This window comes from Paenibacillus sp. JT31N17 (assembly GCF_056269255.1).
The window spans coordinates 752,909-778,015 of record NZ_JBWDNP010000002.1 but is presented as its reverse complement, the minus strand read 5'-3'; the positions used below and the strand labels follow the sequence as shown (position 1 = coordinate 778,015).

General features: G+C 51.9%; 20 protein-coding genes. 6 read left to right on the top strand and 14 right to left on the bottom strand.

What is annotated here, in order from left to right; genetic code table 11:
• Window positions 1-48 precede the first annotated feature (48 nt).
• The 4 genes from AC0YOB_RS10900 to AC0YOB_RS10885 are packed head-to-tail and all read left to right on the top strand — an operon-like array spanning window position 49 to window position 4,558.
• The gene (locus AC0YOB_RS10900; RefSeq protein WP_475792861.1) at window positions 49-1,332 is read left to right on the top strand and encodes a UDP-glucose dehydrogenase family protein; all 1,284 of its coding nucleotides are present in this window, start codon (window positions 49-51) and stop codon (window positions 1,330-1,332) included.
• Complete coding sequence (locus tag AC0YOB_RS10895; RefSeq protein ID WP_475792860.1) at window positions 1,329-2,273, top strand: NAD-dependent epimerase/dehydratase family protein; 945 nt, start codon at window positions 1,329-1,331, stop codon at window positions 2,271-2,273. Before AC0YOB_RS10900 ends, AC0YOB_RS10895 begins: the two co-directional genes overlap by 4 nt.
• 18 nt (window positions 2,274-2,291) lie before the next feature.
• Window positions 2,292-3,548, top strand: a complete 1,257-nt coding sequence (locus AC0YOB_RS10890; RefSeq protein WP_475792859.1) for a glycosyltransferase family 4 protein — start codon at window positions 2,292-2,294, stop codon at window positions 3,546-3,548.
• 5 nt (window positions 3,549-3,553) lie between these two features.
• The gene (locus AC0YOB_RS10885; RefSeq protein ID WP_475792858.1) at window positions 3,554-4,558 is read left to right on the top strand and encodes a CotS family spore coat protein; all 1,005 of its coding nucleotides are present in this window, start codon (window positions 3,554-3,556) and stop codon (window positions 4,556-4,558) included.
• 71 nt (window positions 4,559-4,629) lie between these two features.
• On the opposite strand, the gene AC0YOB_RS10880 is transcribed toward AC0YOB_RS10885, so the two are convergent.
• Complete coding sequence (locus tag AC0YOB_RS10880) at window positions 4,630-5,676, bottom strand: DUF4037 domain-containing protein (RefSeq protein ID WP_475792857.1); 1,047 nt, start codon at window positions 5,674-5,676, stop codon at window positions 4,630-4,632.
• A 177-nt stretch (window positions 5,677-5,853) separates the two neighbouring features.
• A complete protein-coding gene (locus AC0YOB_RS10875; protein WP_475792856.1) occupies window positions 5,854-7,245 on the bottom strand; it encodes an MFS transporter in 1,392 nt (463 codons plus the stop codon).
• Window positions 7,246-7,389: 144 nt separating this feature from the next.
• On the opposite strand from AC0YOB_RS10875, the gene AC0YOB_RS10870 reads away from it, so the two are divergent.
• Window positions 7,390-8,229, top strand: coding sequence for a helix-turn-helix transcriptional regulator (locus AC0YOB_RS10870; RefSeq protein WP_475792855.1), 840 nt, complete (start codon window positions 7,390-7,392; stop codon window positions 8,227-8,229).
• 132 nt (window positions 8,230-8,361) lie between these two features.
• Window positions 8,362-9,144, top strand: coding sequence for a sugar phosphate isomerase/epimerase family protein (locus tag AC0YOB_RS10865; protein ID WP_475792854.1), 783 nt, complete (start codon window positions 8,362-8,364; stop codon window positions 9,142-9,144).
• Window positions 9,145-9,203: 59 nt separating this feature from the next.
• On the opposite strand, the gene AC0YOB_RS10860 is transcribed toward AC0YOB_RS10865, so the two are convergent.
• The 12 genes from AC0YOB_RS10860 to AC0YOB_RS10805 all read right to left on the bottom strand — a co-directional run bounded on the left by AC0YOB_RS10860 (window position 9,204) and on the right by AC0YOB_RS10805 (window position 24,996).
• Window positions 9,204-9,719, bottom strand: a complete 516-nt coding sequence (locus tag AC0YOB_RS10860; RefSeq protein WP_475792853.1) for a DUF6886 family protein — start codon at window positions 9,717-9,719, stop codon at window positions 9,204-9,206.
• 185 nt (window positions 9,720-9,904) lie between these two features.
• On the bottom strand, window positions 9,905-11,812 hold the full coding sequence (locus AC0YOB_RS10855) for a DUF8034 domain-containing protein (protein ID WP_475792852.1): 1,908 nt from the start codon (window positions 11,810-11,812) through the stop codon (window positions 9,905-9,907).
• Between the two features lie 48 nt (window positions 11,813-11,860).
• A complete protein-coding gene (locus tag AC0YOB_RS10850; protein WP_475792851.1) occupies window positions 11,861-12,622 on the bottom strand; it encodes a phytanoyl-CoA dioxygenase family protein in 762 nt (253 codons plus the stop codon).
• Entirely contained in the window at window positions 12,603-12,905 is a 303-nt protein-coding gene (locus AC0YOB_RS10845; RefSeq protein ID WP_475792850.1) for a hypothetical protein, read from the bottom strand. Before AC0YOB_RS10845 ends, AC0YOB_RS10850 begins: the two co-directional genes overlap by 20 nt.
• A 39-nt stretch (window positions 12,906-12,944) precedes the next feature.
• Window positions 12,945-13,703, bottom strand: coding sequence for an SDR family NAD(P)-dependent oxidoreductase (locus tag AC0YOB_RS10840; RefSeq protein ID WP_475792849.1), 759 nt, complete (start codon window positions 13,701-13,703; stop codon window positions 12,945-12,947).
• 31 nt (window positions 13,704-13,734) lie between these two features.
• Window positions 13,735-15,822: a right-handed parallel beta-helix repeat-containing protein gene (locus AC0YOB_RS10835; RefSeq protein ID WP_475792848.1), complete on the bottom strand. Its 2,088-nt coding sequence runs from the start codon at window positions 15,820-15,822 to the stop codon at window positions 13,735-13,737.
• Between the two features lie 170 nt (window positions 15,823-15,992).
• Window positions 15,993-16,841 (bottom strand): carbohydrate ABC transporter permease, encoded by an 849-nt coding sequence (locus AC0YOB_RS10830; RefSeq protein WP_210037540.1) that lies wholly within the window; start codon window positions 16,839-16,841, stop codon window positions 15,993-15,995.
• Between the two features lie 5 nt (window positions 16,842-16,846).
• Entirely contained in the window at window positions 16,847-18,832 is a 1,986-nt protein-coding gene (locus AC0YOB_RS10825) for a carbohydrate ABC transporter permease (RefSeq protein ID WP_475792847.1), read from the bottom strand.
• 22 nt (window positions 18,833-18,854) lie between these two features.
• A complete protein-coding gene (locus AC0YOB_RS10820; RefSeq protein WP_475792846.1) occupies window positions 18,855-20,516 on the bottom strand; it encodes an ABC transporter substrate-binding protein in 1,662 nt (553 codons plus the stop codon).
• Window positions 20,517-20,814: 298 nt separating this feature from the next.
• The gene (locus AC0YOB_RS10815; protein ID WP_475792845.1) at window positions 20,815-21,495 is read right to left on the bottom strand and encodes a GntR family transcriptional regulator; all 681 of its coding nucleotides are present in this window, start codon (window positions 21,493-21,495) and stop codon (window positions 20,815-20,817) included.
• Between the two features lie 174 nt (window positions 21,496-21,669).
• Window positions 21,670-23,550 (bottom strand): molecular chaperone HtpG, encoded by a 1,881-nt coding sequence (htpG, locus tag AC0YOB_RS10810; RefSeq protein ID WP_475792844.1) that lies wholly within the window; start codon window positions 23,548-23,550, stop codon window positions 21,670-21,672.
• Window positions 23,551-23,889: 339 nt separating this feature from the next.
• Entirely contained in the window at window positions 23,890-24,996 is a 1,107-nt protein-coding gene (locus AC0YOB_RS10805; protein ID WP_475792843.1) for a GerAB/ArcD/ProY family transporter, read from the bottom strand.
• Window positions 24,997-25,107: the final 111 nt, after the last annotated feature.

The window sequence follows — 25,107 nt, the reverse complement described above, 5'->3', positions numbered from 1 at the left end:
CAACCGCTAATATAATAGATTACTAGATTTGAAAGAAGGAATTCCTATATGGATATTTGTGTTGTTGGAGCGGGATATGTCGGCCTCACGACGGCTGCTGTATTAGCCGATATCGGCCATATTGTCTATTGCACGGATCGCGACACGACCAAAATAAACAACCTGAAGAAAGGAATCGTACCGATCTATGAACCCGGACTTACCGAAATGATTGCGAAGAATCAGGCGGAAGCAAGACTGTTTTTCGCTGCGAACGTAAAACGGCATATGATGAACTGCCCGGTCGTTGTCGTTGCAGTCGGAACGCCCTCCGCCAAAAACGGCAGTGCGGATATGAAATATATCCTTAGTGTCGTTCAAGACCTCTCGCTTGTTATTCGTTCTCCTAAAACCATCATTATAAAAAGTACCGTTCCCCCTGGAACTGCGGACCGGATTGATGCTCTGCTTCAAGAATACGGGGTAAGCCAAGCGCTGTACGAGCTTGTGTCCAATCCCGAATTTCTGCGGGAAGGAAGCGCAATCGAGGATACGGTGCATCCCGACCGAATCGTCATCGGAGCAGCCAATGAAGAAGCGGCGCTTATAGTGAAGGATCTGTACCAGGCTATTGAAACCAGATTTCTATTGACTCAACGTATTGAAGCGGAATTGATTAAATATGCGTCCAACGCTTTTTTGGCTACCAAAATTTCTTTTATCAATGAAATATCGCGTATTTGCGAGGCTTATCACGCCGATATCACGGAGGTTGCCCAGGGGATCGGGATGGACAACCGGATCGGGCCCAAATTTCTGCAGGCGGGGTTAGGTTATGGAGGCTCCTGCTTCCCGAAGGATGTTAATGCATTGAGTTATGCCGCTTCCACCAAACAGGTGAAAATGGAGCTGCTTCAGGCCGTTAAAAAAATTAACCGCTCACAATTGGGGGTTTATCTGAATAAACTGAACCACAAGCTGGGCGAAAAGAGAGAGAACATCCGGATCGCTGTCTGGGGAGCAACGTTCAAGGAGAATACCGATGATACCCGCTATTCCCAGGCAATAGCCTTTATGAAGCTGCTGACGAAACAAGGATACCAGGTTTATGCTTACGATCCGCTCGTATTTCCTCCTATCCCGCACGTCGTTTGGTGTTCCGATAAATATGAGGCCGCAAAGGGGGCAGATGCGCTTGTCATTGCGACTGGCTGGCCGGAATTCTTGGAAGCCGACTTTCACCGCGTCAAGCTGCTGATGAAACGAAATCTTCTGTTAGATGGACGAAACTGTCTGGACAAAAAAACAATGGAAGCGCATGGGTTTGAATGCTTGGGAGTTGGAAGACCATGAAAATCATGGTGACGGGTGCCGCGGGATTTATCGGTTCGCATCTTTGTGAATTTTTACTGAATAGCGGGAAGCACGAAGTCATTGGAATCGATGCCTTTGTTCGCGATGAGTTGAAAATAATAGGAACCAAGAACATCGAGATGTTTCATTCCCACCCAAAGTTCACCTTGGTTACGTCAGAATTGCTGCATACCGATTGGGATGGACTGCTGCAAGGCGTTGATGTCGTTTTTCACCTGGCGGGGATACCCGGTGTCCGGTCCAGCTGGGGGAATGATTTCAGGAATTACGTGGAAACAAACATACTCGCAACCCAGCAGCTGCTCGAAGCATGCCGCGGCAAGGCAATCAAGAAATTCATCTTTGCTTCCACTTCTTCCGTTTATGGAGAACGGACAGGAAGGGTGCCGGAGGACACAAGCACGACCCCGCTTTCTCCTTATGGCGTGAGCAAGCTCACGGGTGAACAATTATGCCGTGTTTATTGGAAGAACGATGGCGTCCCCATCGTTATTCTGCGTTTTTTTACCGTATATGGACCCCGTCAACGATCGGATATGGCCTTTCATCGGTTTATGAAGCAAATGATTAAAAACGAACCGATAACGCTGATTGGAGACGGCACGCAGTCAAGAGATTTTACGTATATCAGCGATTGCATTGAAGCGACGGCTGCAGTCGCGGACCAGCCCTCACTGGTAGGTGAAACCATTAATATTGGAGGAAAAGAACGTTCCTCCATTCTGAATGTGATTCGCATACTGGAGAAGTTGACGGGAAAACGCGCGAATATCGTGAACGCAGGCGCCATGCGGGGAGAGCCGATGCATACATGGGCAGATATTACCAAAGCGTCCCGGCTCTTGAACTACGAACCGAAAGTAAGCTTAACAGAAGGCTTGGCCGAAGAATTGGCCTACTTTACAAAATTCTATTCATAACGGGAGGCTGTCTTTGGAATGAGACTGGCATTCGTATGTACGGAGAAACTTCCTGCTCCCGCTGTAAAAGGCGGCGCCATCCAGATGATGATGGACGGGGTTTCTCCCATTCTTGCCCGCGAGCATCAATTAACCATTTATTCAGTGACGGATGAGCTTCTGCCGGATCTGGAGACTCGCGGCAGCGTTAACTATATAAGATTTCCAAGGGAACAGTATGTAACGGAAGTGGCCCGTTCGCTAAAAGAAAACGCTTATGACGTCGTTCATGTTTTTAACCGGCCGGTCAACGTCATTCCGTTCAAGAAGGCCTCTCCCTCCAGCCGCTTTGTCCTGAGTCTCCATAATGAAATGTTTGCCGAGAACAAAATTTCGGATTCGGATGCAAAGCTTTGTGTACAGTATGTCCATAAAATAACGACCGTCAGCAACTACATTAAGAAGACCATAACGGACCGGGTTCCCGAAGCGAAAGATAAAGTCGAAGCGATCTATTCCGGGTTTGATCCCAATCGCTATTTTCCCATATGGACGGCACGGGGGAACAGCATGCGCCAGCAGCTTCGCACCCGTTACGGGGTCAATAATAAGAAAGTTATCCTGTTTGTAGGGCGGCTGAGCGTAAAAAAAGGCCCGCATCTGCTCATTCAGGCAATGGAGCGTGTCCTTGCGCAGCATCCGGATGCCGTTCTGGTCATTGTGGGCGGCAAGTGGTTCAGCGACAATACTGTGGATGACTATGGTAATTCGCTGTTGAAGCTGGCCGAACCGTATAAGAATCAGGTTATATTCACCCAGTTCGTTCCGGCTGACGAGATTCAAAATTACTTCTCGATGGCCGACGTATTCGTGTGCAGCTCGCAATGGCAGGAGCCTCTTGCGCGCGTGCATTACGAAGCGATGGCAGCAGGCGTGCCCGTCATTACGACCAATCGCGGCGGTAATGCTGAGGTTATTACGCATAAGGACAACGGCTACATCGTCCGCGACTATACTAGCGCGAATTCATTTGCCAATGCCATCAACTATATGCTCACCAATAAAGAAGAGGCATCGGAAATGGCTGTACGGGGGAGGCAGCTGGTAGACAGCAAATTCACGTTCGGGCATGTGTCGGACCGGCTGAACAAGATTTACATGGGAGCCTATTCCAGCAGTCCCACTCCATTGTCCAGTGCATCCGTATCCAAGAGAAAATCGGCCCGTCCGCTTCGTTCACGCAAGAACAGAAATAGCGCTGCAGGTCTTAAAAGAATATCTTACAGAGGCAGGTAGGATTCATGCAGGCGAATATTAATGAAATTATGTTCCAGTATCCTCTACGTGTGAAAAGCGTCAAACTGATCTCGGACAAAGGCAAAAAGGCGACATGGAGCGTAGTCACCAACGCAGGCACAAAAATATTAAAAAAATCGCCCGCAACCCAAAAGAGGCTGCTGTTTCTGGTTCAAGCGATCAGGCATATGCAAAAAAACGGAGCTCCCATCCCGGCAATGGTGGCGACCCGGTCAGGAAAAGATTATGCCGAGGACAGCAGCGGCAACTGCTACGTCCTATCCGACGCTGTTCAGGGCTCTTCTCCTACCTATGGAACAGAGGATCTGCTGGCCATCATGAAGGAGCTCGGCAGGTTTCATATGGCTTCAAGAGGATTCGCCCCGAATTACACGACCAACGAAAGAGTGCATCTGGGCGGCTGGGCGCAGAGCTATGAGCGGTATATCGAGCGGTTGGAGGGCTTTAAGGGAATGGCCAAAAGCAGCAGCGAATTTCAAAAGCTGTACCTGCTCCATGCCGACAATTATATCAACCAGGGAAAAGAAGCCCTGAAGTGGATTAGAAGCAGCTATTACACCAATTGGGTCAACAAGGTCGCTGCGCAAAAAAATCTGTGCCATCAGGATTTTGCGGCAGCTAACTTGATCAAGACGGGTAAAGGCCTTGCTGTAATCGACATGGATTCGCTGACTTATGATTTGCCAGCCCGGGATCTTCGTAAAATCTTCAATAAAGTCATGAAAAAGCATGGATGGAGCGCAGCGAAAGCGACTGCGATGCTTAGAGCCTACCGCGAGGTCCATCCTCTGAGCGATGAGGAATGCCAAATTGTTTATGCCGACCTTCTGTTCCCCCATTTATTCTATGGAATAGCGAGCAAAGTCTTTAATAAACGTTCTGAGTGGAATCCTTCCGTTGAAGTGCAGAAGCTGAAATCGTTCATCGCGGCAGAAAGCGACCGCCAGAAGATGCTGTCCTCATGGCCGGCAATTGTCAGACAATCCTGAATACGTTATGTTTCATTAGTCCTGCCCGGCCGACAGCTGCATGGCCGGTACATAGCTCAAGAAGAAATATTTCAATTTCTTATCGGCTTGAATATTGTTTTCAAAGCATTTCTTGCAAGCTCTCCGTCCGGCCAACTGCCCAGTTTTCTGAAATCGGTGTTGTCCGTAATTTGGTCAATGCCGCCGATCAGACGAGCCTGGGCCAGCTGTTGAAGTTCCGAATCCGCAATTTGCCCCGCAATGAGGCCGGCAACTCTTTCCCCGTTCATAACCTTGAAGGGGCGGTCGTAGAACGTTGACGCGCCAGCCGGAATATTACCGCTGATCCCCAGCCCTTTGTACATTTGCGATAAACAGCTGTATGCCTCATTTAATGCAAGCTCGCGTTCTCTCCAGTCGGCTGTCGTCTGAGCCGTTAACAGGCAGGGCAAGAGCTGATCCGAGCATTTCAAGCGTCTGAATGCCGTGCCGAACCATTTCGGATATGGCGCATATTGGCCTTCCATCAAGAAACACAGATTCATAATATCCCGAACAATGCGCGAACCGATGACCGCTGAGCCCAGCTCGTCGCCAACATAACCGGAACGGTGCATCAGATGCTCCTCCTGCCCGATCCGCTGCCAGCCGGATGCCATCAGATATAACCAAATATCGCGCGGATAGAAAGCAAATGTATGGCGCAGCGCCGACAGCTGACCGTCATCATCCCGAAAAACCTCTCCGCGGGTTATCTCCAGAAGATTCTGGGAGGGGAAGGTCAGCCAATCAACCAGCTCCAACGATCGGGTAATGTCTATGGCAAGATGGCCCCTGATGAAATTTGGCACCGTAGTGATTACAGTCATTTTGATATCGATGGGAAAACCGTAGAAGCTTGGCGGGACACTCTGATCAAGCAAAGCCTGGATAGTCTCGCGAAGCGCCTGATCACGTTCATGCAGAAAAAGATAGACGCGCGGTCCCCAGTCATGGTCCCTCGACATTTCCGTGTCAAACCCCAGTACTTCGCTTCCCGGGCCGATGAGGGCAGCCGAATAGGGTACAGGCGATAATGTATCCATTACCGGCTCTACAATTTCAGCATAAAATCGGCGGCATAATTCAATGCCTAACATAAACGAGTCCCCTTTCTCTGTAAAAAATGGCTGCCGAAGCAGCCGTTTTTTGTATTTTAGAAAAATTCATACGGGCCTGCTTCGAAATATTTGTACTTCCGCTCACTTCCGGGGCGTTTGCCGCAGCCTTCATTTTACATGATCCCAGGCAATTGGAAAAGCCTGCATACTCTTCTGTCAAGTTGATTTGCTCCGGCCGATAAACGCCAGCGAGAGCAAGCTGCCTCCAAGCAGAACCGCGGCTGCAACCATAAGCGACATATGCATACCGCCTGCAAAGGATTCGCTGCCGCTCAAAATTGAACCCAGAATGGCAACCCCCAGCGTCGCGCCAAGCTGCCGGCTTGAGTTCAGAGCGCCTGATGCGGCGCCGGTCATTTCTTTTGGCACGGAAGAGATGACCGCCGCCATCAATGCGGGAATCGTAAATGATACGCCAAATCCGATCAACAGCAGTCCCGCGAGCGTAAGCATGTAATTCGTATCGGTGTCCACCCATACGAGGAGTAACGTACCCAGCGCACCCAGGCCAAAGCCGGACGTCATCGGTATTCTTGCTCCGATCCGGCCTACGAGACGACCGGTAAAAATTGGATTGAACGCCAGCGGAAGCATCATTGGCAGGAGCGCGAGTCCCGCTGTGTGGGCGGATAATCCGCGCGCTTGCTGGAAGAATAAAGGCAGAATAAACAAAATACCCGACAGGCCGATATTAACCGCCATCCCTGCAACCATCCCGGCTGATACCGCCGCATTCCTGAAGATCAGCGGCGGAAGCAGCGGATTCCTGCCTTTTGCTTCAACAATCAGGAATAGGATGGCGCTTAGAAGCGCCAGAACAAGCGCAGAGAGAATGACCGGAGAATTCCATCCGTATTGATCTCCCTCCATAAGAGCGTAAGACAGTGAAGCAATTCCGGCAATGGCAGTGATTTGACCTGCCGGATCAAAGCCTGTCTGCGGTTTGCGCCTGGTTTCGCTGACCAGAAGCGATGTCATGACCAGACTGATGAGACCAAGCGGAACATTGAGCAGGAAGATGCTGCGCCAGCCAAGCGAGTCGACCAGCAATCCGCCCACGACAGGTCCTGCCGCCATCGCCGCTCCCGTCACCGCTGCCCATATTCCCAATGCCCGCGCACGTTCCGACGGCTCCGGATAAGCATAGGTAAGGAGCGTCAGAGAGGCTGGCAGCAGAGCGGCCCCGCCAATACCAAGTATGGCGCGCAGACCGATCAGCGCCCCAAGGGATGGAACAAATGCCGAAAAGGCGGATGCCGCCAGAAACAAGCCGAGGCCGCCAATATAGACGCTCTTGGCTCCCAGCTTGTCGGCAAATGCTCCCATCGACAGCAGCAGGCCGGCGAAAACGATCGTATAGGCGTTCACCACCCATTGCAGACCGGCTATGCCTCCCCCAAGGTCGGCGCGAATGGCGGGCAAAGCTACACTCACCACCGTCGTATCCAGAAGCACCATAAAATAACCGAGTGAAAGTCCGATAAGCAGCAGCATGTTGGCGGGCTTGCCTGCCTGTTTAGCTTGTATTTGCACCGTATGCTCCAACATATTTTCCCCTTTCATCGCGATATGGAAAATCGTCATTTCCCTGATGAAAGTGTATAATGGATTTTATACTAGAATAAGATGATGGTTTATCATAGGAGAATTTCTCCTATGATAATATCCCATCAAGGAAGCCGGTGAAGTGGAATGAACCAGGCAAATAATGAGCGTTTTCTGGAGCTTGCGCAGTTCCTGCGGACGCGGCGCGCCCGTATTTCACCCGAGCAGGCCGGTCTGCCCGGCGGAGGAAGGCGGCGGACGCCTGGTCTTCGGCGCGGGGAAGTGGCGCTGCTCTCGGGCGTCAGCGTCGATTGGTATACATGGCTGGAGCAGGCGCGTAGCATTCAGGTATCCGCACAAGTACTCGAAAGCATTGCCCGTGCTCTCCAACTGGATCCGGATGAGCGAAAACATTTATTTCAGCTGGCCCTGCAGCAGCTGCCTGCGGATCTGAACCCGGCCGAAAGCAGCATCAGTCCGGCGCTGCAGGACTTCCTTGATCAGCAGGGGATAAGTCCTGCCTATGTTACCGATCAACGCCTGAACATTGTTGGCTGGAACAGTATGGCAAGCCGGATTTACGGGAATTATGAGGCCATGTCCCCGCGTGAGCGCAGCACTGTCTGGCGTTCCTTCACATCGCCATATGTCCGGCAGATGCTTCAGGAAAACTGGGAAACGCATGCCCGGCACCGTTTGGCTCAATTCCGCGCCAGCTACGGCAAATACGCCGGCGATCCATGGTGGATGGAGCTCATCGAGGATCTCAATCAGGCAAGCCCGGAATTCAGGGAATGGTGGCCGCAGCATGACGTCCTGAATGGTCCCGAGGGGAAGAAAATCAATCATCACCCGTCGGCCGGCATGCTCGTATTTGACCAAATTTCGTTTCTTGTGGCGGGCTCTCCCCACCTGACCGTCACCATCAGTATACCGTCGAAGGATGACGATACAATATCCAGGCTTATAAAGCTTCAATCCAATTGAGAAACGTCTTTTTTGGAATAATCGCAGTGCACCTCTCCCCCCTCAACCTCTGAACATTTATGATATAATCCTGAAGTAATTCAATAAAGGGCATAACCCGCTTACCGCCGGGTTGAATTAGGAGGAAATCAAATGGCAGGCTTTTCTATCGGATCATGGTCATTTCACGCTTTATTCGCCGCAGGAAAAATCAATTTGTTTGGCTATCTGGAAAGCATCAAATACCGCTACCGCCTTGATCAGGCAGACATTTGGAGCGGCATGCTGCTCTCCACAGAAGACAGCTATATCAACAGCGTCGAGGAGACACTTGATGAAGAGGGCTTGACCGTCGCTTGCCTGAGCGTGGACGGCGCCGATATTTGGCATGACGATCCTGCCATTCGCGAACAAAACTACCAAAAAGCGCTCCTGTACCTCGACATCGCACGCAGATGGGGGGCTAAAGCGCTTCGGATCGATATGGGCGTCAATTCACTTGCCATCACGGATGAACAGTTTAATCTCATTGTCAAGCGTTACCGGGAGTACACGCAGTTTGGCCAGGAGCATGGTTTTCGGGTAGGGCCGCAGACGCATCAGGCCGGTTCCCAATCTCCCCAAAATCTGAAGCGGGTCAGCGACGAGGTTGCTTCGCCATCCTTTGGAATCGTACTGAATGTCAACCGCTGGCTGGCGGATAAGGAAATCGGGGACGAGCTGGTTTCCCCTTTCACGATGCATGCCCAGTTTGACAGGGCGTTTGTGGATTTCGCCGGAACCGGGCTGCTCCAGAAAGTGCAGCTGCTGCGGCAGGGCGGATACCAGGGGTGCTGGTCGCTGGAATTCCGGGGCGGAGCGGATGAATATCTGGAAGTGGAACATGATCTGCTGACTGTCCGGCGCGCTGTGAGACAGGCGTTTAGCGAGAATTAATTTCCACAAATACTAAGTAAGCTGTCTTCCGCTATTGGGGACAGCTTGCTTTTTTCTTTTCATAAATTCCCTGCATTTTCGAACCGGTGCATGCCGAAATCCTTCAATGACGAATTTAGAATGGCCTCTCTCAATGGATTCAGGTTGAGGGTGAAACGCACATCGATATTCAAACCCATTAATCTCTCCAGCAGATTCGAGACGGGTTCCATTTCCACCGGCTTTACCGTCTCGGGCGATATGTAGTATCCCGCAATTTCATCGAATAACTGAAAGCTCTCAACGGGCAGACGGTATCTGTATACGGTGGCGTTCTTGATGCGCTCATACCAGCGGGTTTCGACGGTAATCACAATGTCCGCACCGGTCAAGCCAAAAAACCGTCGGTGATCCTCCTCAAGAATCCCTTCACCCTTGGTATACACAATTCGTGGACAATCCCGCGGAAAATAAAAAGTGAACTCATGCGCATCGTCAATCGCCCAAACCACAGGGGGCATATTCTGCCGGTTTTCTTTTACTCTGGGAAAAAAGGTATGAATGGCAGCGTCCTTGCTAAAATGAAACAGCTTCATTTTATCCTCCTCTTCGCCTTTCGCTCATCCTCTAATCTACCATACTGTCCGGACCAGCGGCACGTTATGATTTGGCAAACCTCCAAGCAACCGTGCCCCATGCACAGGACTGAAGTCGATAGCCTCCGCACAACCAGAAGAGACCCTGCACCGGAATCGGCACGGGGTCTCCATTTTTTAGCTGCCTATGGGTTTCTCCCTGTAAGAATCTCCACCTTATTCGGATCCGGCCACACCGGATCGTAGGTCGGGCGGTTGACATAACGCGCCAGCGACAGCTCCAGTCTGGTTCCCGCACCCGGAGCAAGCTCCACGCTCAGCCACTTATCCCCTACTTCCATCCGCCTGATTTCCCCGCCCTGCCCGTTGAACATAACGGCTTCCTCGAACCGGTGCTCGCCGAACGCGCCTGCCTGCACGATCACTTCCTTGCGCTCAAACAAGCTCAGATTCACCAGCTGAAGCATCAGGGAGCCAGCGGATATGGATTCCACAAGAGCTCCGACATCCTCAGGCAGTCCCGGCCGCTGCCTTACGCCATCGTAATACCGGACGCTGGCATGCTGCAGGCCGCCATGGGAAATATGCATGGGCGCGCCAAGCGTAGTCTGCAGCAGTCCTTCAAAATAAACCGGACACATCTCCTGCCATTTATGAATGCTGGACAGATCTTCCAGATTGAAACCGTCCGAGCGCCACTCTTCAGGGTCGCCTTCTGACGAACGCATTTTATGCAGCTGGCTGCCAATCAGCCGATGGTTGGCCTCCAGTATCCGCTCGGGATAACCCGGATTGTTTCCCTGCATGTATTGAAACCATGGAATGGTATTGCCGTTGTAATGCTTGGTGCTCTTGTTCGTCTCGGTACTTGTTCCCGATACGCCGGGAATCGTGATTTCAAGCGAGCTCTTATCCAGTCCAATCCGCCGGATGCGCTCCAGATCCTCATCCGCCATAGAGATGAACCAGAGATGGATGGGAATAAAAGGATCGGCGGGGCGGTAATCCGTCCATCCTGCGTCGGTATGTTTATACGGAACCGATGAACGGCCATTCACGGTCTTCCGAAGCGCCCAATTGCGGTCCAGCTGGTTCCGGGCCACATCCAGCCGTTCCATATCCCCTGTCAGCAGAACGGCATTAGAGGCCGCATTGACCAGCGGTTCGATAATGGTTATGAAGCCATGCGGCCAACGCCAGCCATAGTAGCCGCCCCACCACTTGCCGTCCATATATTCTCCGATTATGCCGCTCAAGCCGACATTGTCCGGCATAATGCCGCCGTTGGTCTCGGCTCTCTCCTTCCAGGCATCGACATATTCCAGCACCCAGTCGCGAAGCTGCTGCTGCCCGGAATACAAATAAGCGTTCGCGACCATTCCCGTCGCGTTCAGATTCAGCGGGACATCCCCTCTGGCCATCCGCTCATTCATCATCCGGATAATTTCCCGATAGACCGCATCATCCGACCAGGCGCATCTGCCAGAAGCATAATCCACGCCGGCCAAATCCTCGAACGGGGCTGGGTAGTGATCCAGTATGCCGCGGTGCGTGCTCCAATCCTCCTCCGTCAAATCGAAACGCGGCCCCCGGCTTCCGTTAATGGGAGAGCGGATCAGCCGCTTTTCCTTGTCGTAATTGGGCGCGTCCGGGTCATCGCCGGTGTACATAGCGGCAAACCGCATCGCTCTTTGCCTGTTCTTCAAATAGCCGGGGTCTGCAAGGCCGAGAAAATATAAATAAAGATAACCTTCCCCGTGATGCATCCAATCGTAATAGGCATCGAATTCGCGGGAGATTTGACCGTATTGCGTCCACTGCCACGTAATCCCTTCCCACAGCTTCTGCGCCAGCTCCAGCGTTTCGTCGCTTCCTCCCAGCACATACAGCAGCGCCAGATACATGAAGCCTTCATAAGGATCATCCGAGCCATCCATACCGGGCCAATCCGGCCGCCAAATCAGCGTGCCGTCGGCGCGGGTATAACGGTTTACGAATTCGGCCGCCGCCTGATTCAGCGAATCAAGCAGCAGCCTCTCCATCAGCGCCCAATGCGGAGGAGCCCAACTCTCCTCAGCCGCAATTTTTATCATCGCCTGCATCTCCCCGTTGGAATATATAAGGATCTCTTAAACATACATCTAGCGTTTTTTCAAAATATAATCATTGCCGACCAGATAGCGCCAGAAATCCAGTCTTTGATAGAACTCCTTCTGCCAGTCCGAACCGTACCAGGGATGCCGGGTTTTTAAAATTTCCACTACCTCAGGGTCGTCGTAGCTATCGGTATTGAACAGATTGCGCTGCTGCTCCACGGAATTCAGGCGGATTTTGAACACATAACGGGTTTTGTCCGTTTGGTTGGGCTGCGCGCAGTGCCAGATATCCTGGTGCATGAAGGCGATCGTACCCGCCTTCGATGCCAGATGGCACTGGCCTGCGATATTCTTGTAGCGCGAAATGCTCCAATAGCTGGCCCGGCGCAGCTGGGAACCGGGGAGCACCAGCGTCGGACCCATTTCGACCGGCGTGTCATGGGCGAAATAAAAGGCCTGGATGTCAAAGTTGTGGGGATTCGGATTCATGACGCCGGAATCCACATGCCAGTTCTGCGATTTGCTGTTATTGGGCTTGACGGTATGCAGAAAAGAATGGTCATAAACATAATTTCGGCCCACCAGACTTTCAATAACGCCTCTGACCCGGGGCAGCTCAAAAACCTTGCGGATCGCCTCCGAGCTGTTCCAGAATTCGTAGCCCTGCGGTTCGACTGTCAATTCATCCCTATAAACCGCCTCATTCAGCTCCTGCGGAACCAGATCCTCCAATACAAGCAGCCCGTCACTGCAAAAGCGGGCCATCTGCCGTGCATCAAGCAAATGCTCATTCGCCTTGCTGACCATTGATCACAACCTCCCTCTCCAGCAAATATTCCCAGGGCAGATGGCCCGTTTCGTTCTCATGGCCATGCATGAAATACGGCAGCTGGGGAGCCTGGATGACCTTCCATCCGTCCCTCATGGCATCCAGCACCGAGTCATAGGGAGGAATCGCGGAATCACCCGTTTCCATCCGGCTGTCCCCCTCAGCCGATGCGCCGTCGTAAAGCGCCCACGCCACCGTCTTGGAGCTCAGCTCCGGGTTGGTCAGACACAGAAACAAAACCTGCTGTCGTTTGACTGTCATCGTTATCGCACCTCTTATTCATAAAATGTGAACGTCAGATTACAGATGATATCCGCCATCGATCGGAATGACCGCTCCGTTCACCCACGATGACCGGCTGCCTGCCAGATACAGCACGGCATCGGCAATTTGCCGGGGCGTCCCTACATGCGGCCCGAGCTTGGCGGCTTCCGCCAGCCGATCCGCCTCTTCGGGATTGACCGTAAACTGCCGGAACCACTGATTGAGCAGCGGGGTCGCAACTCCCCCGGGCATAAGCGCATTGAAGCGGATGCCCGCTGTCCGCAGATCAAGCGCCAGCCCCTGCGTCATATGGTTCAATCCTGCTTTTATCGTGTCATAGACCAGGTTATTGCTGTCATTGCGGATACCGTTGATGGAGCTGATATTGATGACGCTGCCCCGGCTTTCCCTCAACCACGGAAGCGCTGCCTGTATGAGGAAGAAAGGGGCCTTCAAATTGACGTTAAGCAATCTGTCCCAATCCTCATGGATGATCTCTTCAACCGGTTTATTGCAGACGAGAGCGGCATTGTTGACGACAATATCAATGGTGCCCCATCGGCCTGCCGCCTCATGGACGAGCCGTGCCGGCGCATCGCGGTCTGCCAGATCGGCTTTTACAAAATGGGCTTCGCCCCCGCTCTCCGTAATGCTTCTGGCGATCTCTTCCCCTCTCGCCTGATCCCGGCCGCATACCAGCACCTTCGCGCCGTGACTCGCCAATGCTTCGGCCGCCGCCTGACCGATCCCGCTCGTTGAGCCTGTAATAATCGCGGCTTTACCCTGAACGCTCATTTCTTCATCTCCCGAAACCGGTAGTTTTACGTTATTGCCTGTCAGCAGCGGAGCGGGGGCCGACATCGGACAGATCAATCGGCTTGAACCCAAGTGAGAATGCCGGCGAATCCTCCTTGAGCGTAAAATCTCCCCCTGCCGCATCCACAAGGCGCGGATCAGCATAGATGGAATGAAGGTCATAACCCAGCTGCCTCATATCCTCGATGGACCGGGTGTCGTCCAGCGAGAAATTCGCCTGCTCATCGAATCTTTGATTGCCGGATAGCGGCTCGCCGCCGGAGACGTCCCAGAACAGATTCAGATCGCTGTAAAAGCCCTTTTTGTCGAAATGGCCGGCATATCCCGCAACGAAGAATGGCTGCCCGTCGGCAATGACCAGATTCTTCTCGAATGTTAAGGAATTATGACCCTCCGCCCTGCTCAGAGACGCCTGGCCTTCACGTCCGAAGGCAAAAATATTGTTGCGCACGATATTCTCCCGCCCGTAATGCTGATGAAAGACCTGACTGGTCGTCCGGAAGCATACGTTATTCTCAATGATGATATGCGAGCTGCCCTCATCCGGATAAATCGCCCAGCCGCCATAGTTGCATTTTTCGATATCATGAACAAGATTGCCGCGGATGACCGTGCCCGGCTGGACGCCAAGCGTGTAGATGCCGCCCATATCGCTGAGCAGACCGTGGCCGATATCATGAATATGGTTCTTCTCGATCCGGTTGTCCTTCGATACATTCTCCGCATATCCCCACACCCAGCCGCAGGAAATTCCCGTGTAATACAGATCGTGAATATGATTATGCGAGAAACTGCTGCCAAACGAATGCACCGAGAGAATGCCGCAGGCGCTGTGAAAGATACGCCCGCCGCCGTGAATATGATTATCCGTAATCCGGTTGTTTCCCGTACGCCTCAGCACAGGGCCATCCGCATCCGCGCCGTCCAGCTTGATCCCCCCTGCTCCCATATCGGCGATTGTATTGCCGACAATACGGTTGGACTGGCAGCCCTCGGACAGTTCGACGCCGTACCAGCCGATTCGCTCAATCCGGCAATCCTCGATTGCGCAATAGCGGGCTCCGCGCATATAGATCACGCCGGGAATATGGAATGCCGCCTGCGGTGCCGCTGCAAAATCGATTCCCGGACGCTCGAACCGCTCTCCCCCGCCTTTGGGCTGTGCCCAATCCGTATGGGCAAAGGCAAGTCCTTTGAAGGACAAGTATTCCACATACTTCTCCTCGTCCGGCCTGCCTTCCAGCTTCAGCAGCTGCTGCGCGGAACAGGCGACGAATTCTGTTTCCTCCAGCGTTTCGCCCGGGCGCGGGATGTAATAGACTTTGCCGGCCGAGCGGTCAAGATACCACTGCCCGGGCTCGGTCAGAGCCTCGAATACATTCTCCACATAATATTTGGCGTACCGCTTCGCCACATCGTCTTTGAGCACGAACATGCTCCTCCGGCTGGACTTCACCTCACCCGTGAGTTTATCGAAGGATTCCACCGGCATTCTTTCTTCGATCCAGTAATGGACGGCGACGACCTCCACATCGTTCATATTGCGCCAGGAGCCGTCGATATCGCCTGGTGAACAAACGAACGTATCCGTACCGGCGAACAGATCGCTCGTCATACTTCCGCTGTGGAAGCCTGTGCCCGGCACATCCTTCATCCAATAAAAGCCCTGCCTGGGCAGACGGGTCCTTGGCCTGCGCTCTCCGCTCACGAACAGCTGGCGGAAATACCGCTTGTCTCCGGCGGCTCCCGGAACATCGGCTATCCACATCGGTATATCGCCCACTGTCTCTTCCCGCCAGCCCGTAATCCGCCAGCCCCCATCCACCACAGGCTGCTCGCCCGGATAGGCGGCGTACGTGACCGGTCCCGAGTCCTCGGGTGCAAATACGACCGGCTCCGTCTGTTCGTAAACGCCGCCCCGAAGCCATACAGTAACCGGTCCTGACAGCATCGCCGAGTTCTTCAGCCGGCGGATGGCATCCCGCGCTCCGGCGATTGTGGCAAAGGGGCCGTCTTTCCCGTCAGGGCCGGGGTCCGGCTGTCTGCCTGACCAGGCGTCATTGCCGGAAGTGGAAATATACAGCTCGTTTATGCTCATGCTCTCTCTCCTTCTGTATTTTCAATGATCTTTAAGCGCTAAGTCATTAAAAAATGGCATGCGGAAACGTCTTCCGATAATCGCAATTGTTACAAGCGTGTTTGCCTTTCCCTTGCATAAACCCGGTTAACCCTGCCGATTCGCTGCAGCCTGCTTATCTGCTTGCCCTTCTAGGCTTTAATAGAGCCCGAAGTAAGTCCTTCGATAAAATAGCGCATGCCAAGCGTAAACATCAGGAGCAGCGGCACGGAGGCGAATACATAGCCCGATGTAATAATGCCGAGATCCGGCCGGGATATTTTGCCTACCGAGTTCCCGGCATCCGGCGCGTAACTGGCCAGTGCCATGGAAATCGTCTGCAGGTTCGGCGTGCTGATCATCAGCATGGGCCAGATCAGATCGTTGTAAATCGATAGAAAATTCATGATGGCGATCGTGATCAGAATCGGACGCGCCAGGGGCAGCGCGATCGACCACACGCAACGGAATTCGCTGGCGCCTTCCACCCGGGCCGCTTCGAACATTTCCTCGGGCTGGGAGGTGAAGAAGGTGCGCAGCAGAAAAATCGCAAACAGCTGGCCGCCGCCAATGTAGAACACAGCCAGCCCCTCCAGGCTGTTCTTCAGATGCAGCCAGTCGGCAAGCACGAAGTTCGGCGTCAGCAGCAGTACTCCGGGGACCGTCATCAGCATGACGATGACCCAGAACATCATATTCCGGCCAACGAAGCTGAGCCGGGCAAAGGCGTAGCCGCTAAGCGTCGCGAACAGCATGATGCCAAGGATGGAGATGACGCATAAATACATGGTCCGCAGGACAGGAGCCAGCAGATCAAACAGCGCGAACGAATAATTGCTGATTTTCGGCGGCCAGGGCAAGCCCCAGAAATCTCCGTATATGAGCAGGCTGTCGCGCAGCGACATAGAGACCATCATAATAATGGGAACAAAAGAAAGAATCAGGATAACAGCCAGCAAGGAATAGCTGATGATCGCTTTTGCGTTTATTTTCCTCGGCATCCTCTTTAGACTCCTTCCTGTTTGGAAAACCGCAGGTTCAGTATCGAGCCGGCCAAGACGAAGACAGCCAGAACAAAACCGATGGCCGAAGCGTAACCGAAATTGGCGTTCGAGATCTGGTTGTACATCTGCAGGCCCGGCACATAGGTAGCCGTTCCCGGTCCTCCCCGGGTGAACAGATAGATATTGGCGAAGCCCTGGATGCTGCCTATGAAGGTGAAGAACAGAATCAGCCTGATCTGCGGCCGGATCATCGGCAGATCAATTTTCCAGAAGCGTCCCCATGAGCCTATTCCGTCGATGGAGGAGGAATCGTAGATATCTCTGCTGATCCCGATCAGACCGCCGAAATAAATCAGAAAAGCAAAGATGCTCACGAATGGAAATCCCGCCATAATAATACTCCAGAGAGCGAGGTTCTCCTCTCCAAGCCAGGCATGCTTCCAGCCGTCAAGTCCGATCACGCCCAGAAACTGATTGATCATGCCGACTTCGGGCTCATACATCATCTTCCACAGCAAAATGCCGACAACGCCGGGTACGATGCTTGGAACGACATAAGCGGTGCGGAACCAGTACTTCATCCGGCTGCTGCGGAGCCAGAAGATCAGCTCCGCAACGAGCAGCGGCATCGTAACCTCTTTGATAATCGAAGTAATCAGGATCAGGAACATGTTCCATATCCCGATCCAGAAAAATTCATCGGACCACATTGCAACGAAATTACTCAGACCGATCACCTTGAGCGGCTCCTTCAAGCTGAAGTTGGTAAAGGAATAGAACACTGCCATCAGCGTCGGCGCGATATTAAAGATAAGAATGAGAATGATGGATGGCAGCAGCAGCATATAGGCGGATCTGGAACGCCTGAGCTTCCTGCCGAAGCGGATGACGGCGGCACGCCAGCTTGCAACAGACCATACAAATAGGCAGAAGGCTGTTATAGCAAGCGCAGCATCGACGACGATCAGAGCGGTTTGAATATAGAACTGCCTCTTTGCATCCAGAGCGCTGCTGAGGGAAACCGTTACCGGCTTGCCCTGATCGGTCAGCAGCAGAATTTCATCGCCTGTCGTGCCAATCAGACTGTTGATTGAACCGGCTGAAACGCCTGCGTTATAAAGGGCGTAGCCTTCCGCATTCAGCACAAACAGCTTCCCGTCCTTATCTCCTGCCAGAATATGTCCCGCTTCGTCCACCGCTGCGACCATTGTAATCGGGTATGCGGAGAGATGATTGATCCACAGGACCTTCCCTTGGGCCGAGACCAGCGAAACATTGCCTCTCTCGTCTCCAGCCAGCAGCTCCTGCTTTCCGTTCAGACTGAGCCGGGTAATCGGCTGGATCAGATTCGTTCTCCATAGCTCCTCGCCCTCAGGGGATAAATAGCCGACCTTGGAATCCGCAGTGCCGAAATATACGCCTTGCTCTCCGGCTGCGACGGCGTTAACGTCAAATCCGATCTTCGTCTTGTACCGGTCCGCTCCGGACTCGTCGAACAGACCGACCCAGAACCGGTCCGTATACTGTCCAATTCCGTAAGCAATGGCCATTTCACCGTTTACCGCCGAATCAAGTCCGATGACTCTGCCGTTCACGTCGAAGCCGGCAATCTCGTTCAGCGTCAAATCAAACACATATACCTTTCTGTCGCTGGTGCCGATATAGATCTTGCTCTTGTCGGCTGACAAGGCAAGCGCCGAGGCCGTTCCTTCAAGCTTCTTCTCACTGAGTACCTGCTGCTGACCGTCAAGCAGGATTAACCGGCTGTCGCTGGTGATTGCAGCCGTCGTCCGGGCGTCAATCCCGGCCGCTTTCATCACATTCCCTCCGCTGATCGGGCTGCCTGTCTTGTAAGGCTCGCCGGAAGAGGCAAAAACGAGAACATACAGCAAATTCACAAGGATGAGCAGGATAAGCGCTCCAATGGCAGCCAGCAGTCCTCTTCCGGCGAATAACGGTGCGCCTTTCTCCCGTGTTATGTTCGGCATAATACCCTCCTGCCCCGGGCGGCTACTGCCCCGGCGCCCGCTCCGGATGCTCGATGTCTTCGGCGGTCAGCCCTGCGTTCTTGATGATCGCGTCAAAGTTTTTGGTCCATGACTCCTGAAGCTTCTTGCCGAATTCCTCAGGCGTGATTTTGCCCTCCAGCGCCTCTTTATACAAATTAAAGTGGGCCTTATCCAGGTCAGGCACGCGTGTGGATAACGGATTGTTGAGGGGAATCTCCGCGTTTCCGAGCATTTTGACCCCTTTGAACATCTCCTCGATCTCCGCCGGGACCTTCACATTCTTGACCATAACCGGACCGCCGGGATTGAACTCGTCGGCTGCGACCATGCCATCGACCCATGCCTGATAGCCGGGCTGGGAGAGCCAGAACATGACGAAATCCAGCACCATATCCGTTTGAGCCTGATTCTTCTCGATAATGCTCACATATTCGCCTGTTGCGGATTCGACGCTCCGTACGGGACCCTGCACGAGATCTCCAGTCATCGGCGGATTCTCGAATGTCCCCCAATTGAAGGGCTTGAGCGAGCTGGTATCTGTAATTTTCAGCTCCTTCAGCCGTGCCGGGTCGTTGAGGTTGGCCATATCCTGCTTCACTGTCGGCAGGCTCCAGGTGCCGTCAATAATCATGGCCGCTTTCTGCTGCAGGAACAGCGGATAATCGTCGGTGCTGACGAAGAAATCCTTCTGCGCATATTTTGGGAACACCTTCGCCATGTTGGTGACCATCTGGGTCATTTCCGGTGTGTCGAAACGGATTTGACCGTCCTTGATCGCTTTATACATCCTGGCCTGATTGAAATTATATTTCAGATCAATGTAAGGATCGTTCGGATCCGCTTTGAAATTGCCGTCCAGCTCGTCGTCGTAGTTGTAATCTCCCTCATGCGCCCGGACGATATCATGCCAATTGCGGGTGAATTGATCCAGATAAATCTCGATCACCCACTGCGGCACCTTCCATACGAAGTTGGAAGCAATCGGAATGATGCCTGCCGCGTTGATCTTCTCGGATACCGCCGCAAGCTCATCCCAGTTGGTCGGCGGCTGCAGGTTCAACTTGTCGAAGATGTCCTTGTTGTAGAACCACATAATATGGACCGATTGCGTCGGAAGCATGATCCGGTCTCCCTTGGCATTCTTCGCCACGAAGAAGTTAAAGTCCAGATCATCGTCCCACTTGTTGCCGGTATACGGGTTGACCTGATAGCGGTACTTATCGAAATTCAAATACTTGTCATAGGTCGGTACATAGTTGCCTGCCACCAGGTCAGGACGCGGGCTGCCTACAGCCAGCATCGTTCCGAGGACGGTCGGATAATCGCCGGCTGAGCTGCCTTTGGGCTCCCATACCAGCTTCACATTAGGCTGCACCTTCTTGTAAGCCGCTGCGAGAGCCTCGAACGCTTTGGCATCCCCGACATCATCGGAATTCCCGTTCAGGGAAATGACGATTTCCCCGCTGTATTGTTTATGTTCAGGTTCAGCTGCCGCAGGCTCCTGCCCGGCTGCCGGTTCCGCCGGTGTATTTGCACCATTATTCTCTTGGGTCGCCGGCTCATTATTGGCAGGTACAATCGGCGCGGACGAATTGCTGCACGCAGATAAAATTGCGGTTAAAGCAAGGAGCGTAACTACGAGCATGGAGCTGATCTTTTTCATGCATAACCCTCCGTAGAAATAGATTAGGAACGCAGAACGCATTCAAACCCCTTTTCGAAGCAGCAGCCTGTAGTTCAGCTATCTATTATAGGTTTATCGAATAAAAATCACCTCCTTTATACAATAAATGGATAATAGATTGTGATGCTGCTATATAAAATGAGTATTGGGAGAGGCAGCAAGCGGAAATAGGCTGGAATAGTTTTGACAATTGAGGATTGATAATGCCGGAAAGGAATAGTAGAGGCTCTTGGATACGGATAATGTAACCGTTTACAATACTGAAGAAAGGTTTGGTTTATACCTCCCCTCCATTGCTGTCGATCCAGTCGGTCAGATTTTGCCTGGAATAATTCAGATGCTGCCGGATCGCATTGCGGGTTCCCTGCCAGTCCTGCTGCAGCAGCTGCTTTACGATTTCCCGGTGCTGCGTCATGGATAGATTGTACTGCTCGGGTGTGGGGTCGCTGACCGTCAATATCCGGAAATTCATCAGGTTCTGATAGGTTTCCAGAATCTGAATATTGCCGCAGGCGTTAATAAATTCCGTATGAAAAATCATATCGAAATTACCATACTGCTCGATAGGCGTTACCGCCGGGTCTACCTCCTCGACCGCGAATTGGGTGAGCTGATCGAGCTTGGCAGCAATCTCGTCGAAGCGTTCCCCGGAGAACGTGCGGTATTGATCAAGCACCCAGAAATCGATCATCAGCCTGAATTCAATCACCTGCTCCACATAGCTCTTATCGATCCCCACGACAAAGGTCCCCACCTTGGGTACCGTCTTGACCAATCCCTCGGCTTCCAATCGATTCAGCGCTTCGCGGATCGGAGTAATGCTGATGCCCAAATTTTTTGCAAGGACAGGGATGGATATTTTCTCATTGGTACGGAAGCTGCGGCGGATAATCATCTGCTTCATCGTACCGTATACCTGATCGAATAAGTTGGAGGTTTGTATTTTGGGAAGTTCCACAGCAATCACGCCTTCTTCAAATAATGGAAAAAACCATCTGTTATATATAAGATATAAGATGCCCGGAGGGAAGTCAACCCAAAATAAAATACGACAAAACTCAGCAGAAAAAGAGGCAGGCCTGTTTCGGCCCGCCTCTTCCTGTACTCCTATTGCCTGTTAAACCGCCATTGCTTAGACCATGATTTTGCAGATATCGTTCGTGAACTCCACAGGATCCTGAAGCGGCAAACCTTCGATCAGAAGGGCTTGATTGTAGAGCAGAGCCGTATACAGCTGCAGCTTTTCCTTGTCCTTGCCGTAAGCGTCCTTGAGGGATTGGAACACCGCATGATGCGTGTTGATTTCCAGCACCTTGTCCGCTTTTACATCCTGATTGTTTGGCATCGCCTTCAGGATCTTCTCCATCTCGATGGTGACTTCCCCGTCCGTCGAGAAGCATACGGGATGAGTGCGGAGTCTCTTCGATGCTTTGACGCTGCTTACTTTGTCCGCGAGGATTTCTTTCATCGACTCGAACAGCTCTTTATTGTCGTTCTCATCGGAATCCGACTGATCCTGATCCTTGTCCTCCTCAATGCCGAGGTCGCCGCTGGATACGGATTTGAATTCCTTCTCTTTATAGGACATGATCATTTTGATCGCGAACTCATCGATATCATCGGTGAAGTACAGGATTTCATAGCCTTTGTCCGCTACCAGCTCGGTCTGTGGAAGCTTGTCGATCCGTTCATTTGTTTCGCCGGAGGCGTAATAAATGAATTTCTGGTCTTCCGGCATTCTGGCGATATATTCATCCAGCGTCACAAGCTTCCGCTCTTTGGAGGAATAGAACATCAGCAGATCCTGCAGCACATCCTTGTGGCGGCCGTATTCATTATAAACCCCAAATTTCAGCTGTCTGCCAAACGACTTGTAGAACTGCTCGTACTGCTCTCTCTCATCCTTCAGGAGGCTTTGCAGCTGGCTCTTGATTTTGCTTTGGATGTTCTTGGCGATCAGCTTCAGCTGGCGGTCATGCTGCAGCATTTCCCTGGAAATATTAAGCGATAAATCCTCCGAATCCACCATCCCTTTGACAAAGCTGAAGAAGTCAGGGAGCAGATCGGCGCATTTGTTCATGATGAGCACGCCGTTGGCGTACAGCTCCAGGCCTTTCTCAAATTCCTTGGAATAGTAATCAAAAGGAATGTTCTCAGGAATGAACAAGATCGCCTGATATCTCACCGCGCCGTCCACGCTGATATGGATATGCTTGAGCGGCTTGTCGAAGCCGTAATGCTTCTCCATATAAAACTTCTCGTAATCCTCAGGAGTCAGCTCGCTTTTGTTTTTTCTCCAGATGGGGACCATGCTGTTGACCGTTTGCTCTTCCTGGTAAGCCTCGAATTCGTTCTCGGTGCCTTCCTTTACCCTTTGGCTGGAAATCTCCATCTTGATCGGATAACGGATGAAATCGGAGTACTTCTTGATAATCGCCTTTAAACGATATTCCTCCAGGTACTCGTCATAGCTCTCGTCTTCCGTGTTTTCCTTGATCTTCAGGATAACCTCTGTGCCCACCGTATCCTTCTCGAAAGGCTCAATCGTATATCCTTCCGCTCCGTGGGATTCCCACTTGAAGGCTCCTTCGCCTCCCAAAGGCTTGCTGATAACCGTCACGACGTCAGCAACCATAAACGCGGAATAAAATCCGACGCCGAACTGACCGATGATATCATGGCCGTCTTTGGACTCATTTTCTTTTTTGAACGCCAAAGAACCGCTTTTGGCAATGACGCCGAGGTTGTTTTCCAAATCCTCCTGGGTCATCCCAATACCGGTATCTGTAATGGTCAGTGTACGGTTTGCTTTATCGGCTGTAACTTTAACAAAGTAGCCGTCCTTGTCAAAAGCCAAATTGTCATCCGTTAGCGCTTTATAATAGATTTTGTCGATTGCATCGCTGGCATTGGAAATCAATTCTCTCAAGAAGATCTCTTTCTGCGTGTAAATGGAGTTGATCATCATATCCAGAAGCCGCTTGGATTCCGCTTTAAACTCTTTTACTGCCATCCTTATCTCTCCTCCAATTATAAAAAGATTTTCATCCTGCTCAAATAGTTACCGGATTGCGATTAGCACTCTAATCCATTGAGTGCCAATCCTTATTTTATAATCCCCATTTTTTTATGTCAATACGAACTGACCGGTTTGTACAAAAAAACCCAAGCCGGGGTTGAGCTTGAGCTGGCGCCATTGAACCGTATGCTTATGCTGACAGCTGTGCGGCATCGCCTGTACAGATTCCGGGCTTTTGACATTCAGATTCCCTGGATTTCCTTTCCCCCCTCTCATGCCGGGGGAGGAGACGCGCATTATATCCAGGTTGGAATGGGATGAAAGTTGACTGAATTAGCTGCCGCTGTCCTTGACAGCGACAGGTTTTCCGCGTTTTTTACGAATAACCGCAATGAGCAGCAGCAAGATGGGATAGCAGATGGTAACATACAACCCCAATTTTCCGGCATATTCTGCAAACTCATATAATTCAAGCACGCTTTGCGGAAGCATGGCAATCAGAAAGATAAAAGGCAGCATGAAAAAAGCAAATATTTTATGCTCCTTCAAATGAAACATCTGGGTTATGGATTTGACCGTAAGGTAGAATGTCGACAGCATCGTCGTGAACACGTTAGTCACCCAGACCGCAAGAAACGCCGCGTCCAGCCGTTCCAATATATTGGCGGGCAGTGCCGTTGTTTTGGCCAACTCCAATGTAGGCCACATCAATAATTTGATTTCTTCCGGACCGAATACGGCTACGGAGGAAATGACTATGAGTACATATAACACACTGGGTATAGCCCAGCCCCAAATCATGGAGAGATAAGCCTTTGTTGGCGATTTCATGAACGGGATGACCATCGTAATAATGAAGGAGCCTTGAAACAAGGCGGCAATCGTAAATACCCATAAAAACAGGTCGTGATGCTCATTACCCCATACAGGCAGCAAATTCAGGACGCGGGAGTTCTTAAGTGATAACGATACGATAGTAAGGCCGGGCACCATAATGAACGGCAGGTAAAAAAGATGGATGCTGGCGAACGTCACAATATCCGTTCGGGCGAATACGGCTGCAAGCAGCAGCATCGCAAGAACAGTCACTTCCAATGGGGTCCTCTTTAATATGGAGGTGATAACCACTTCCCCGAATTCCCTGGAAATCGCAGCTGCCAATATACTGAAGAAAATGACAATACTCAGGCTGGCCACGAATGAGATGCCTCTTCCGATAATATCCTCGCTGTATTGAATAATCGACTGGTCAGGAAAACGGATGCCGAGCATCGTAACAATGATCAGGCCGAATAATCCGACCAGTGTTCCGAGCAGCGTGACAAGCGGAGCACCGGTATCTGCTGCGCGAACGGCAAGAAGGGGAACTGCGAGAACGCCGCCTCCGATTGTAGAACTAACTACAATTGCTGCTACCTGAAGCGTGGTGATGGGACGCAATTGATTTTCTCCTCTCTGAATAAGCGATGATAGGAATAGGCTTCCATTTTTTCCATTCAAATATGTATTGCGGTCCTTCTAAATTGAAGTTGAGACAGTCGTTTCGTGCTA